Source organism: Microbacterium sp. 2FI, assembly GCF_005502885.1.
GTDB lineage: Bacteria > Actinomycetota > Actinomycetes > Actinomycetales > Microbacteriaceae > Microbacterium.
In genome coordinates this window covers 86,648-99,538 of record NZ_SCMR01000011.1, presented here as the reverse complement: position 1 = coordinate 99,538, position 12,891 = coordinate 86,648, and the positions used below count along the sequence as shown (strand labels likewise).

Here is a 12,891-nt window from a genome sequence, read left to right as displayed (position 1 = left end):
TCACTTTGTGTCTCGCCCCAAGATAGTGATCGATCACTTTCTGTGTCAAGATGACCCCGGAAGGGGGCACGATGACGGATGCCGCTGCCGAGCGCCGGCCGACGATCCTCGAGGTGGCGCACCTCGCGGGCGTCTCGCACCAGACCGTGTCGCGCTACTTCCGCGACAACGCGAGCCTGAAGCCCGACACGCGCACCCGCGTGGACGCCGCCGTCCGCGAGCTCGCCTACCGGCCGAACCTCGTGGCCCGATCGATGCGCACGCGGCAGACCGGCCGGCTCGCGGTGATCGTGCCGAAGCTCACCTACAGTCCCGCGCGCCTGCTCGCCGGCGCGAGCGCCGAGGCCCATGCCGCGGGGTACAGCCTCGACATCCTCAGCATCGACGGCGGCGCCGAGGCACGGGCAGAGCGCGTCGCCGACCTCGCCGACTCGCGGCAGGTGGACGGCATCGTGTGCTTCGCGCCGCTGCAGCCGATGCCGGGCCGCGGAGATGGCGCCTCGACCGTGGGCGGGACGACGATCCTCGTCTCGGCCGACTTCGACGACGAGATGCGCGGCATCACCGGGCTCGCCGACGCTTCACCGGTGGTCGAGCTGATCGACGGGCTCGCCGCAGCGGGCCACACCCGCTTCCTTCATGTCACCGGTTCACTCGCGTTCGCGTCGGCGCGGGCGCGTAGACGGACCTTCCTCGACGCCCTCGCTGAGCGGGGGCTCGAAGCATCCGTCGTCGAGGGCGACTGGAGCGCCGAGAGCGGCATCGCCGCGATCGAGGCGATGCCCGAGACGGGCCGCCCCACGGCGGTCATCGCCGGCAACGACGTGATCGCCGCCGGAGTCATCCGTGCGGCGGTGCGGCGCGGCTGGCGCGTGCCCGACGACCTGAGCGTGACGGGCTGGGACAACCACGCACTGGGCGCGTACCTGCTGCCGTCGCTGACGACGGTCGACGTCGATCTCGAGCAGCTCGGCGCATCGGCGATGACGCGTCTGATCGCTGCGCTTCGGGGCGAGGATGCCGCTCCCGCCGCCACCGCTCTCGCGCGCGTGATCTGGAGGGAGTCCACCGGTGGGGCGCCACTCGGCGCGTGACCCCTCAGCCTGCGCGGACGAGTTCGACAGCCAGCACGTGCGAGCACGGGCCGCGACGGCCGTCGTAGCGCGCCTGCCACGGGCAGGTGCAGACGAGCCGCTCCCCCTCCGGCCGCACCCACCGCGTGCCGGTCGTCGTCTCGACAGTCCAGGTGTCGCCCTCGCTTGTCACGCGGCCACGGTCGACGAGCTCGCGCGCTCGACTGAGACGCGGATTGTCGCGCGCGAGGCGGTCGGCGTCGATCGGGAGCTCGCGATGGAACCACGCCTGGTCTGCGAGGTCGAATCCGATGCGGCCCGAGGTGCCGAGCGCCGCGAGGGCGCTGCGAACGCGCTGCTCGCTGAGCTGCAGGTCCGTGGCGAGCGCCGCCGGATCGATGACGCTCTGCCACGCGAGCTGCTCGCGCACGCGTTCGAGATCAGCCTCGACGACGGCACTCAGATCGTGCAGCGCGCTGCCCTCGCCCGAGAACCCGCGGTACGGCTCGGCGGTGATGACGAGAGTGACGCGCGCACCGTCGAGGTCGAACACCCAGCCGCTGGCGCCGGAGTCATGGCGGTACACCCGTGTGCGCGTGATGAAGCGCATGAACCGGCGCGCGGTCGACAGCCGCGCCGTCCCCGCCAGCCGCACGTCGGCGCTCGCCGCCGTCGCCGCCGGGAGCAGCCCGCGCGTCGAGCGCATGAGGTTCAGCGACGGGCCGGGGGCGCTGCGAGGGAGTCCGGCGAGGAACGGCATCGACGCGGCCGGGGTGAGCTCGGCCACCTGCTCCATCCCGGTCGAGATCGACGGCACCGCGGCGAGCCCGCGCACCCAACGATCGGGGAGATCGACCTCCCGCTCGACGTGCGTCTGATCGGGGGTGGAGACTTCGAGCCGATCGGCGCCGACGGCGACGTGCACGAGCTCGGTCGCATGCACCGACGCGAGGTGGGTGCGGAGTTCCTGGTTGATGTCGACGTTGGTGGTGCCGAGTCCGATCTCGCCCGACGCGATCCCTGATTCCAGCAGGTCGAACCGCGCGTAGACGCCGTTGCAGCGGCTGAACGATTCGAATCGCAGCCGGTCGCCGCCGGCCGTCACCACCGGATCCAGCGACGCCCGCAGCATCGAGAGGTCGTAGTAGGTGGTCGCCGCGACATCGGCGACGGCGAGGAGTCCGGCCGCCATCACCTCGGGGCGTACGACGAGACCCGAGAAGAAGGCGGGATGCTCGCGCAGCCCAACCGGCGTGAGCCCGACGGCCGTCTCGAGGAGCAGGCTGCGGCCCTCGTCGCTCGGCGCGAGCATGGATGCCGCGGCGTAGCCGTTCATGACGCGCCCTCGCCCAGCGCCGCACGCAGAGCCCGCGCTTCGGCTGCGGTCTTCGAGCTCGACCGCGAGGCGGCGAGGCGGTCGAGTTCTGGCGTCGTCGGCACCTCACCATGCTGGCGCACGACCGGCACCGCGCGCGTGAGCGCACGGAGAAGATCCGCCGTGCCGGACGGCGGGCGATCGCGACGGAGGGCCTCGCCGGCCACCGCCCACGCCGCCGGCCACAGCCACGCGAGCAGCCCGACGCGGAAGCCGTTGTCGCACGCGTCGGCGAAGCGCGTGAGCGAGAGCGCACCCTCGGCGAGCGCGGTGGTCGCGGCATCCTCGAGGACGGATGCGGACAGGCGGCCCTGCGCGGCGAAGCCGGCCGTCGCCTCGACTGCGAGCAGGCGCGAGTCGGGGCGCGGGTGGCTCATCGACCGCGCCAGCAGCCGGTGCGCTCCCGGGCCCGGATCGCCCGCCGCGTTCGTCAGGAACGTCAGCGCCTTCGCGGTGAAGGCGCTCTCGAGGCCCTCCGCGACCTCGAGCTGCGCCGCCGCCGCGTCGGTCCACCACGGCACCACGCCGAGGTAGCGGGCGACGTCGTCGGCCTGGCCGAGGGGCCTCTGGGCGTAGCGCACCGCGCCACCCTCGACGAGCGTCGACGCCGCACACAGCTCGGCCAGGCCGTCGAGCGCGAGGAGCGGCGTCGGCAGCGGCAGGTCTACCGCGGCGAGGCGCACTGAGTCGGGGCCGATGACGGCGAAGCGAGGAGGGATGCCGCCGGCGAGAATCCAGTCGCGGACGACCGTGGCGGCATCCATCGCCGGTGGTCGCCGGTCGAACCAGCCGCGCCGGACCTGGCCCGACCACATCGGTGCCGAGAAGCCCTCGAACCGGGCGGCGTCGCGCGGAGCGCCCGGCTCGAGTCGAAGGAGCGCCTGCACGAGTTCGTACGGGCCGACGCCTGCCCGGCCCGCTCGCCGAAGTCGATCCGCGAGGTCGTCGAGGGTCACGGTGCCGTCGGCACGCGACGGCGTGCTGACCAGCTCCGAGAGCTCACCCAGTCGCGACAGCGTCTCTTCGACGAGGCGGTCGGTGAACAGCTCGTGCGCCGGCGGAGGCGTGGTGTGCGTGCGCGTGCGCGTGGTCGAGCCGCCCTCGGCCCAGCGGCGCAGCATCGGCAGCACCCGATTCGACGACCACCACATGCCGCTGTCGGACGCGACGGACCGCACGACATCGCGCAGTCGTGAGAGATCGCGGTACCCGAACCGAACGGCCTGGTCGAGCAGCAGAGCATTCGTGGTGACTCGCACCCCGACCGCCTCGTCGGATCGCGCAGCATCCATCCCGGCGGCGTCGGGCGACCACGGTTCGGCGGCGTGCGACCGGTAGCCCTCCACAGGAAGTGCCCACGGGAGGCCGGGGTCCGGCGCATCGCCACGCGCTTCGCCTGCTGCGGGGGCGTCCAGCGCCGCGCGCGCCTTCGCCGCGAACGCGGTGTCGTCGGCACCCGCCGCCATCGCGAGCAGCGTCTGCGCGCCGGGCGTCTCAGCGCGGCGGCTGAGCCAGGCGACCAGCAGATTCTTCTGCGCCTTCTCGGGCCGCGCGAGGATCACCGCGCCGACGTCGACGAGAGTCGCCTCGTCGGGCTCGGCATCGAGCACGGCCGCCAGGAGCACCGCCGTGACGCTCCCGTGCACGCTCGGCATGAGGTGGCTCACGAGGGCGAGCCGCGCGCGAACGTCGGCGCCGCCGAATGCGGCACCACGCAGGATCGCGGCCATCGCCCGCTGCGCGGTCGGGCGATCGGCGCGCGTGAGTGCGGCGAGCGTGCCGTCGACGACGCGCTCGCGGTCGAGCTCGCCGCTCGCAACGAGCTCCTTCACCGCCGCCCCGACGTCCCACCCCGCGCCGCGCATCGTGCTGAACTCGGCGAGCGCGTCGGGGGTCGCGAGGGCGGCGGCGAGCATGTCGTCGAGTCGCGGCGTCGCGCGCAGCACCTCCGCGAGCGTCGTCGGGACCCCGTAGGCGTGCGCGGCGGCGCCGGCGCGCGGGATCCGCAGCGGGATCCACCGGCCGTCGCCGTTCTGGGGAGGACTCGCGACCGCCGCCATGCTCACGAGCTGTGTCCACCCGAGGGCGAAGGTTCCGGTGGGGATCGGCGCGTCGCCGTCGGCGTAGACGGGCAGCGTCACAGCCGTGATCTCGGCGGCGGCGCGCGCCGATTCGCCGCGGAGCACCGTCGCCGTCGCCAGCGCGGCGAATGCGCTCGCCCACGCGGGGTCGCGCGCACCGAGCAGGGCGCCGAGCCTGGGCATCCCTCCCTCAGGATCGGTCCATACGAACCGCCGACCCCACGTGCCGTTGCGGGAAGCCTCGTCCGGTGTCTCGCTCAGCGCGAGCGCGAGCGCGAGCTGGACGAGCCGCGGCGACTCGCTCCACGTCCGCTCGCTGACGTGCTGCGCCGCAGCGCGCAGCGTGCCCCGATACCAGCGCTTCGCCTCGTCGAGACCGGCGTCATCGAGCGCGCCCAGCCATTCGACGACCTCGCGCCAGCGCGACAGCTCGATCGCCTGCTCGATCGCCGCTCTGTCCACTCGCACAGCGTAGGGCGTCGACCCCGACGGAGCGTGGCGCCGCGGCATCCCGGCTAGCATGGCGCCATGATCCGCAGCGTGGAGTCCGACGCACCTCCGCTGTCGCTCTACCGCGAGATCGCCCGCTCCGACTGGGCGCGGCTCGCTCCCGAGACGCCGCAGCCGCTCAGCGACACCGAGATCGTCCAGATCCGGGGGCTCGGCGACCGCCTCGACATCCGCGAGGTGCGCGAGGTGTACCTGCCGCTCAGCCGCCTGCTGAGCCTCTACGCGCGCTCGGCGAAGCAGTTGGGGGCCGCCACCAGCAGCTTCCTGGGCGAGGCCGACACCACGACCCCGTTCGTCATCGGTGTCGCGGGTTCGGTCGCGGTCGGCAAGTCGACGATCGCGCGTCTGCTGCGCGACCTCCTCAGTCGCTGGCCCGAGACATCGCGCGTCGAACTCGTGACGACCGACGGATTCCTCCACCCCAACGCCGAGCTCGAACGCCGCGGCCTCATGACGCGCAAGGGCTTCCCCGAGTCGTACGACCGGCGCGCGCTCGTCGACTTCCTCACACAGGTCAAGAGTGGTGCCCCCGAGGTGCACGCGCCGGTGTACTCGCACCTGCGCTACGACATCGTTCCCGATGCTCGAGTGAGCGTGAGACGCCCCGATGTCGTGATCGTCGAGGGCCTCAACGTCCTGCAGCCGCCGCCCGGCGCGAACGAGGTCTCGATCGGCGAGCTCTTCGACTTCTCGGTCTATGTCGACGCCGACTCCGACGACATCGCCCGTTGGTACGTCGACCGCTTCATGGCGCTGCGCTCGGGTGCCTTCAGCAACCCGTCGTCGTACTTCCACACGTACGCGCAGCTCAGCGACGACGAAGCCGCGCGCACAGCGAAGGGATTCTGGGAGGGCATCAACCTGCCGAACCTCGTCGAGAACATCCTCCCCACGAAGCACCGCGCGAGTCTCGTGCTGCAGAAGGCCGCAGACCACGCCGTCGAACGGGTGCTGCTGCGCAAGCTCTGACACCGACCGCCCTTTTTGTACCGTGTGCAGGATTGGGCGATACTCGACACGCACCCCGCACCCTGGCGCCGGGGCGCAGCACCCATGAACCACACACCGCACACCCCGCTTCGCACGGTCGCGACGGTGGCCATCGTCGGCCGCGGTCGTCTCGGCCGCGCGATCGCGCGCGCCCTCGAGGCAGCCGGACTCCGCGTCTTCGGCCCCCTCGGTCGAGGCGAGGTCGTGCCGCTCGCCGACATCGTGCTGCTGTGCGTGCCCGACGCCGAGATCGCCGGTGCCGCGGCGGCGCTCGCCGACCGCGCCGATCACCCCGGGCTCGTCGGGCACGTGTCGGGTGCGACCCCCATCACCGGCGTCGACTTCGGGCTGCATCCGCTGCAGACCTTCACCGGCGACGAAGGCCCCGAGGCGTTCCATGGCATCGGCTGCGCGATCGCCGGCCGCACTCCCGAGGCGCTCGATGTCGCCGCGCACCTCGCCGAGCTCCTCGGCACACGGCCCTTCCCGCTCGCCGACGAGGATCGCGCGAGCTATCACGCCGCGGCATCCGTGGCGTCGAACTTCGTCGTCACCCTGCTGGCCGCGGCCGAGCAGCTGGCGGCCACCGCGGGGCTCACCGGGGCCGACGCACGGGCGCTGCTGGCGCCCCTCGTGCGCACGACGGTCGAGAACTGGGCGGCCCGCGGAGCCGGGTCGGCGCTGACCGGCCCGGTCGCGCGCGGCGACGTGCAGACGGTCGGACGACAGCGGGATGCCGTGACCACGAACGCACCCGATCTCCTCCCCCTCTTCGACGAGCTCGTCACGAGCACGCGCGCGCTGAGCGAGAAGGGCAGGACCGCGGCATGAGGATCGTCCGCACCATCGCCGAAGTGCGCGCCGCCGTCAGCGCGGCGCGCGACGCGGGCGACATCGTCGGGCTCGTCCCCACGATGGGCGCCCTGCACGAGGGGCACCTGTCGCTCGTGCGGCGCGCGCGTGAGGGCAGCGACCTCGTCGTCGTCTCGCTCTTCGTCAACCCGACCCAGTTCGCCCCCGGCGAGGACCTCGCCGCATACCCGCGCACCGAGGAGCGCGACGCCGAGCTCGCCGCGGGCGCGGGTGCCGACATCCTCTTCGCCCCGCCGGCATCCGAGATCTATCCCGACGGCTTCGCCACCTCGATCCACGTCGCCGGCATCACCGAGGTGCTGTGCGGCGCGCACCGCGGCGCCGCGCACTTCGACGGGGTGGCGACGGTCGTCGCGAAGCTCTTCCAGATCGTGGCGCCGGATGTCGCGTACTTCGGGCAGAAGGACGCGCAGCAGGTGCTCGTGATCCGCCGGCTCGTGCGCGACCTCGACATGCCCGTGCGCATCGAGGCGTGCCCGATCGTACGTGAGCCCGACGGCCTCGCGATGAGTTCGCGCAACGTCTACCTCGATGCCGCAGCGCGCAAGCGGGCGACAGCGCTCAATCGCGCGCTCGATGCCGCCGAGGCCGTCGTCGCCCGCGGCGAGACGGGTGCGCCTGAGGTGCTCGCCGCAGCGCGCGCCGTGCTCACCGACGCCGGCATCGACCCCGAGTACCTCGAGCTGCGCTCTGCCGAGGACCTCCGCGAACTCACCCGCGTGGAGGGCACCGCGCTCCTCGCCGTCGCCGCACAGGTCGGCGCCGCGCGTCTGATCGACAACCGAATCCTGGAGGCCCGCTGATGCGAAACCCGATGCCTGTCCGGAGGGCGTCGTGAGCGCCCGCCCGCCGATGGCCGCCGCCGCGGCATCCCGTCCGCGCACGACGTTCGCGAGTCTGGCTGCGCAGAAGGCGAACGGCGAACCCATCGCGATGGTCACCGCGTACGACTACCCGAGTGCCCAGATCGCCGAGGCCGCGGGCGTCGACATCGTGCTGGTGGGCGACTCGGCGGCGATGACCGTGCTCGGCTACGACAGCACCGTGCCGGTCACGATCGAGGAGATGCTCATGCTCACCGCGGCCGTCCGCCGCGGGCTCGCCACCCCGCTGCTCGTCGCCGACCTTCCGTTCGGGTCGTACGAGGGCTCCGACGAGCAGGCCGTCGCCACCGCGCAGCGGTTCGTCAAGACCACAGGCTGCGATGCCGTCAAGATCGAGCGCGGCGGCTCGTCGGCCGACCGTGCGCGCGCGATCATCGCCGCCGGCATCCCCGTGATGGGGCACGTGGGCCTCACGCCCCAGACCGCGGCGACCCTCGGCGGTTACCGCATGCAGGGTCGCACCGCCGACGAGGCGATCGCGGTCTTCGACGACGCGCTCGCCCTGCAGGCGGCGGGCTGCTTCTCGATCGTCTTCGAGGCGATCCCGACCGCCGCCACCGACGCGATGATGCCGCGCCTCGACGTGCCGGTGATCGGCATCGGCGCCGGGCCGAATACCGACGGCCAGGTGCTCGTCTTCCACGACCTGCTCGGCATCTACGACGGCCGCGCCGCGCGGTTCGTCAAGCGCTACGCCGAACTGCGCGAGCCCATGATCGAGGCGGTCGCCGCCTACGCCGACGACGTGCGCGAGCACCGCTACCCCGAGCCGCGGCACGGCTACGCGATGGCGGCTGCCGAGGCTTCCCGGCTGGAAGCCCTCCTCGCCGAACGCGACGGCCGCCCGCCGATCGGGATCGTGCGCGAGCGCGCGTAGCCGGGCGCGAGTCCCGTCAGAGGGCGGGTCGACGCATGCGGTTCGACAGTGCCGAGCCCGCCAGGACGCCGAGCGCGATCGAGACCATCGTCGCGAGCGTCGCGAGGAGGGATGCCGACGCCCGCGCGTCGCCGCCGAGCAGGTCGGCCACCCCGACGAGTCCGAGGGCACCGGGGACCAGCAGCCAGAACGCGGGCGTGAAGCTCACGAGCGCGGCAGGACCCGTGCGCTGGCGCGCGACGAGGGCCGTGACCGGCGTCACGACGAGGGCGCCGACGAACGCCGAGAGCACGCCGCCGAGCACGAGGTCGCCCAGCACCTGCGCCGCGTACGCGACGTACAGGACGAGCAGGATCCACGGCAGCGCACGCGGCGGCGCGCAGCGGTTGACGGTGATGCCGACGCCGAAGACGGCCACGGCGATCCACGGCGCGAAGGGGCCGAGCAGATCGGGATTCTCGGCGAAGTCGAAGTCGGGAACACCGACCACCGCACCGGCCGCGACGATGCCCGCCCCGAGCAGCACCAGCTGCATGGCCCCGGCCGCCAGCCGCCCCGCACCCGACAGCATCTGGCCGGTGCAGAGCTCGAGCACCGCGGTCGTGAGCAGCGCACCCGGCAGCAGCACCACGAGCGGCGCGATGAGGGCGGCGAGGATGCCGGGGCCGAGGCCCGCGCGCAGCAGCAGGAACACCGCGATCGACACGCCGAACGCGATGCCCACGGTGATGAGGGCGCCGTAGCGGCGCGGCACGCGCTCGCTCACGAGGAGCGCCGCGCCGGTGAGCAGCCCGAGGCCGGCCGCGATGGCGACGCCCACCCAGGACGATCCGAGGAGGACGGCGAGTGCCGCGCTGAGCAGCGCGTAGCCCGCGACGCGGAGTGCGGGCCCGAAGGGCGGCGCCATCGCGCGGATCTCGGCGATCCGGGCGATCGTCGACCGCGGATCGAGAAGGCCGGTGCGGGCGGCGTCGACGGCGCGCTGCACCTCGTCGATCTGGACCAGCAGCAGCCCACCGCCTTCGCTGACGACCGCCCCGGTGCTGTGCTGTCCCTCACCGCGGGCCGAGACCATCAGGGCGTTCGGGAAGACCACCATCTCGCTCGCCGGCAGACCGTTCACTCGTGCGATGTCGCCGAGCACGTCCTGCACCGTCTCGACCGAGAACCCGGCGTCGATCATCGCGCGCCCGGCGGATTCCGCCGCCTCCAGCGTCGCCGCCGCATCGGGCTCGGCGGTCGGCGAGAGCGCGACGGCGCCGGTGCGCACCGCGCTCTGGGCGCTCGCGGCGATGTCGCGCACGGCCTTCGGCCGCAGCAGCACGAGGATGACCGCCGCCGCGATCAGCACCGCTTCGGCCAGCCACACCTCGATGCCCACCGTCATGGGCGGTGACCGGCGCCCGCCACCGCGGCGATCGACGCGTCGAGGATGTCCATGCCGCGGTGCAGCTCGGCGCCCGTCACCGTCAGGGGCGGGGCGATGCGGAAGACGCCGCCCATGCCGGGCAGCTGCACGATGTTCAGGTGCAGGCCGCGTTCGAGGCACGCGGCCGTGACGGCCTGGCCGAGGGCATCGGCCGGCGCTTTGGTGGTCCGATCCGCGACGAGTTCGATGCCCTGCAGCAGTCCGCGGCCGCGAACGTCGCCGACCACCTCGTGCCGCTCCTGCATGCCGAGCAGTCGCTCGCGCAGCTGCCCGCCGAGAGCCGCGGCACGCTCGACGAGCCCGTCGCGCTGGATGACCTCGAGCACCGTCAGCGCCACAGTCGCCGCGAGCGGATCGTTCACATGCGTCGTGAAGAAGAGGTAGCCGCGCTCGCGGCAGGTGTCGTCGATCTCGGGGCTCGTGACGACGGCCGCCACCGGCAGCCCTGCCCCCAGCGTCTTGGACAGTGTCAGGATGTCGGGCGCGACCCCGTCGCGCTCGAACGCGTACAGATGACCGGTGCGCCCGAGGCCGGTCTGCGCCTCGTCGAGGATCAGCAGCATCCCGCGCTCGACGCACTTCTGCTTGAGGCGGGCGAGGTACCCGAGCGGCAGCTCGATGATGCCGCCTGAGGAGAGGATCGGCTCGATCAGGCACGCCGCGAGCGCGCCCGTGGACTGCCGGTCGACCAGGGCGAAGCCGTAGTCGAGCTCGGCCTCCCAGTCGTACGAGCCGTCGGCCTTCCGGAACGGCGAGCGGTAGGCGTCGGGTGAGGGAAGCGTGAAGCTCCCGGGCACGACCGGTCCGTAGCCGCGGCGCCCGGCCGAGAAGGTGAGGCCCGCGGCGCCCGAGGTCATGCCGTGCCACGACCGGTCGAACGAGACGACCTCGTGCCCGCCGGTGTACAGCTTCGCCATGCGGAGGGCCGCCTCGTTCGACTCCGCGCCGGTGGTGAGAAGCAGCGTGCGGCTGAGCGCTTCGGGAAGGGTCTGTGCGAGAGCTCGGGCGAAGTCGACGACCGGGCGGCTCAGCATCCCGCTGTAGAGGTGATCGAGAGACGCGACCGACTCCGAAACCGCACGCACGATGTCGGGATGACCGTGGCCGAGCACCGCGCTCATCTGCCCCGAGGTGAAGTCGAGGATCGCGGCGCCCGTCTCGTCGTAGACGAAGGATCCCTCCGCCCGTTCGATGATGCGCGGTGTGTAGCGGGCGCCATACCCCGCGAGGTACCGCTCGGCGTCGCTCCAGAAGGTGTCGTCTGCCACAGCGGAAGTATGGCAGGCGCCTTCGTACGGAGCGGGATCGGCCTACAGGGGCGCGCGCGGCCGTCGCCTGACGCGCGCGGGCGACGTGTAGCCTCGGCCTCGAACGTCGGGGTCGATCAGGATGCCGGCACCGCCTCTCGGCTGGAGACCCACATGAGCACGCAGATCGCCGTCGTCTGGAACCCCTCGAAGACCGACAGGGAGGCGCTCGAGGCGGGTCTCGACGCGGCCCTCGAAGGCGCCGAGGTGACCTGGTGGGAGACCACCGAAGAGGACCCCGGTCAGGGTGCGGCCGAACAGGCACTGGCCTCGGGCGCCGAACTCGTCCTCGTCGCCGGCGGCGACGGCACGGTGCGCGCGGTCGCCGAGCACCTGGCGGACGCGGACTCGACGGCCGAGCTGGGCATCATTCCGCTGGGAACCGGCAATCTGCTCGCCCGCAACCTCGACGTGCCGCTGGGCGATGTGCCCGCCGCCTTCGCGCGGGCGCTCGCGAGCGACTCGCGCGCTCTCGACGTCGGCTGGGTCGAGGTCGAGCTCGAGGACGGCGTCGAGCGGCACGCGTTCGTCGTGATGATCGGGTTCGGCATCGACGCGCACATGATCGAGGAGACCGACGACGATCTGAAGGACAAGGCCGGCTGGCTCGCCTACGTCGAGTCGCTCGGGCGGGCGCTGTCGGCGAGCGAGATCGTGCCGTTCCACATCACGACCGACGACGAGGACGGCCACGACGAGGAGGGCCACACGCTCCTCATCGCCAACTGCGGCACGCTGCAGGGCGGCATCACGCTGCTCCCCGACGCCGACCCGGCCGACGGCGAACTCGACTACCTGGTCCTCAGCGCCGAGGGCTTCGCCGAGTGGGCGGGCACGCTCAAGACGATGATGTGGGACAACGGCCTCAAGCGCCTCATCACGAACAAGGACGACGTCACGAACACGGATGCCGTCACCCACGCCCGCGCGAAGACGATCGCCGTCACCCTCCCCGAGCCCCGCGCGTTCGAGATCGACGGCGAGGGCATCGGCCAGACGAAGTCGTTCACCGTGACGATCCAGCCCTCGGCGCTGCGCGTGCGCTGACGCGTTCGGCCCACGGCGCCGGATCGGCGTCGGCGCATTCCCTGTTGCGCTTCCACTATTCAGTGTTACTATCTACCGGTAGTCAACATCACTGAGTAGTACGCGGAGGTGCCCATGGGCAAGCAGGTGACCGAGATGCTCAAGGGCGTCCTCGAGGGGATCGTCCTGGCGATCCTGTCGGCGCGCCCTGCCTACGGGTACGAGATCACGGCGGATCTGCGCGAGCAGGGCTTCGCCGACATCGCCGAGGGCACGGTCTACGCGCTCCTCATCCGCATCGAGCAGCGGGGCTTCGTCGACATCGAGAAGGTCCCCTCCGAGAAGGGCCCGCCGCGCAAGGTGTACTCGCTCAACGCGCAGGGACGCGAACAGCTCGAAGACTTCTGGAGGACGTGGAGCTTCCTCGCAGAACGTATCGAACAGCTCCACGGAAGAGAGAACTGAC

11 protein-coding genes are annotated in these 12,891 nt (G+C 72.3%); 7 read left to right on the top strand and 4 right to left on the bottom strand.

The window, feature by feature from the left end; genetic code table 11:
- Positions 1–50: 50 nt before the first annotated feature.
- Positions 51–1,094, top strand: coding sequence for a LacI family DNA-binding transcriptional regulator (locus FFS15_RS10810; RefSeq protein WP_249353961.1), 1,044 nt, complete (start codon positions 51–53; stop codon positions 1,092–1,094).
- 4 nt (positions 1,095–1,098) lie between these two features.
- Here the strand turns inward: FFS15_RS10810 and FFS15_RS10805 are convergent, their stop codons facing one another.
- Both FFS15_RS10805 and FFS15_RS10800 read right to left on the bottom strand, forming a co-directional pair.
- Entirely contained in the window at positions 1,099–2,409 is a 1,311-nt protein-coding gene (locus FFS15_RS10805; protein ID WP_137845031.1) for an SWIM zinc finger family protein, read from the bottom strand.
- On the bottom strand, positions 2,406–4,991 hold the full coding sequence (locus tag FFS15_RS10800; RefSeq protein ID WP_137845030.1) for a hypothetical protein: 2,586 nt from the start codon (positions 4,989–4,991) through the stop codon (positions 2,406–2,408). Before FFS15_RS10800 ends, FFS15_RS10805 begins: the two co-directional genes overlap by 4 nt.
- A gap of 66 nt (positions 4,992–5,057) precedes the next feature.
- On the opposite strand from FFS15_RS10800, the gene coaA reads away from it, so the two are divergent.
- The 4 genes from coaA to panB all read left to right on the top strand — a co-directional run bounded on the left by coaA (position 5,058) and on the right by panB (position 8,663).
- Entirely contained in the window at positions 5,058–6,008 is a 951-nt protein-coding gene (gene coaA, locus FFS15_RS10795) for a type I pantothenate kinase (RefSeq protein ID WP_137845029.1), read from the top strand.
- 84 nt (positions 6,009–6,092) lie between these two features.
- A complete protein-coding gene (locus tag FFS15_RS10790) occupies positions 6,093–6,860 on the top strand; it encodes a DUF2520 domain-containing protein (RefSeq protein ID WP_137845028.1) in 768 nt (255 codons plus the stop codon).
- Positions 6,857–7,705 (top strand): pantoate--beta-alanine ligase, encoded by an 849-nt coding sequence (gene panC, locus FFS15_RS10785; protein WP_137845027.1) that lies wholly within the window; start codon positions 6,857–6,859, stop codon positions 7,703–7,705. The genes FFS15_RS10790 and panC overlap by 4 nt, the downstream gene beginning before the upstream one ends.
- Before the next feature lie 49 nt (positions 7,706–7,754).
- Complete coding sequence (gene panB / locus FFS15_RS10780) at positions 7,755–8,663, top strand: 3-methyl-2-oxobutanoate hydroxymethyltransferase (RefSeq protein ID WP_137845058.1); 909 nt, start codon at positions 7,755–7,757, stop codon at positions 8,661–8,663.
- A gap of 16 nt (positions 8,664–8,679) precedes the next feature.
- On the opposite strand, the gene FFS15_RS10775 is transcribed toward panB, so the two are convergent.
- Together FFS15_RS10775 and FFS15_RS10770 are read right to left on the bottom strand one after the other, a co-directional pair.
- Positions 8,680–10,050: a threonine/serine exporter family protein gene (locus FFS15_RS10775; protein WP_137845026.1), complete on the bottom strand. Its 1,371-nt coding sequence runs from the start codon at positions 10,048–10,050 to the stop codon at positions 8,680–8,682.
- Complete coding sequence (locus tag FFS15_RS10770; protein ID WP_137845025.1) at positions 10,047–11,360, bottom strand: aspartate aminotransferase family protein; 1,314 nt, start codon at positions 11,358–11,360, stop codon at positions 10,047–10,049. The genes FFS15_RS10775 and FFS15_RS10770 overlap by 4 nt, the downstream gene beginning before the upstream one ends.
- Before the next feature lie 153 nt (positions 11,361–11,513).
- On the opposite strand from FFS15_RS10770, the gene FFS15_RS10765 reads away from it, so the two are divergent.
- Both FFS15_RS10765 and FFS15_RS10760 read left to right on the top strand, forming a co-directional pair.
- Positions 11,514–12,446 carry a diacylglycerol kinase family protein gene (locus FFS15_RS10765; RefSeq protein ID WP_137845024.1) on the top strand — a complete coding sequence of 311 codons (933 nt, stop codon included), beginning with the start codon at positions 11,514–11,516 and terminating at the stop codon, positions 12,444–12,446.
- Between the two features lie 114 nt (positions 12,447–12,560).
- Positions 12,561–12,890 carry a PadR family transcriptional regulator gene (locus tag FFS15_RS10760; protein WP_137845023.1) on the top strand — a complete coding sequence of 110 codons (330 nt, stop codon included), beginning with the start codon at positions 12,561–12,563 and terminating at the stop codon, positions 12,888–12,890.
- Position 12,891: the final 1 nt, after the last annotated feature.

Bases quoted from the DNA above. Each gene is read 5' to 3' on its own strand.
- panC (WP_137845027.1), top strand. From the start codon at position 6,857: ATGAGGATCGTCCGCACCATCGCCGAAGTGCGCGCCGCCGTCAGCGCG.
- FFS15_RS10760 (WP_137845023.1), top strand. From the start codon at position 12,561: ATGGGCAAGCAGGTGACCGAGATGCTCAAGGGCGTCCTCGAGGGGATC.
- FFS15_RS10805 (WP_137845031.1), bottom strand. From the start codon at position 2,409: ATGAACGGCTACGCCGCGGCATCCATGCTCGCGCCGAGCGACGAGGGC.
- FFS15_RS10810 (WP_249353961.1), top strand. From the start codon at position 51: ATGACCCCGGAAGGGGGCACGATGACGGATGCCGCTGCCGAGCGCCGG.
- FFS15_RS10775 (WP_137845026.1), bottom strand. From the start codon at position 10,050: ATGACGGTGGGCATCGAGGTGTGGCTGGCCGAAGCGGTGCTGATCGCG.
- coaA (WP_137845029.1), top strand. From the start codon at position 5,058: ATGATCCGCAGCGTGGAGTCCGACGCACCTCCGCTGTCGCTCTACCGC.
- FFS15_RS10790 (WP_137845028.1), top strand. From the start codon at position 6,093: ATGAACCACACACCGCACACCCCGCTTCGCACGGTCGCGACGGTGGCC.
- FFS15_RS10765 (WP_137845024.1), top strand. From the start codon at position 11,514: ATGAGCACGCAGATCGCCGTCGTCTGGAACCCCTCGAAGACCGACAGG.
- panB (WP_137845058.1), top strand. From the start codon at position 7,755: ATGGCCGCCGCCGCGGCATCCCGTCCGCGCACGACGTTCGCGAGTCTG.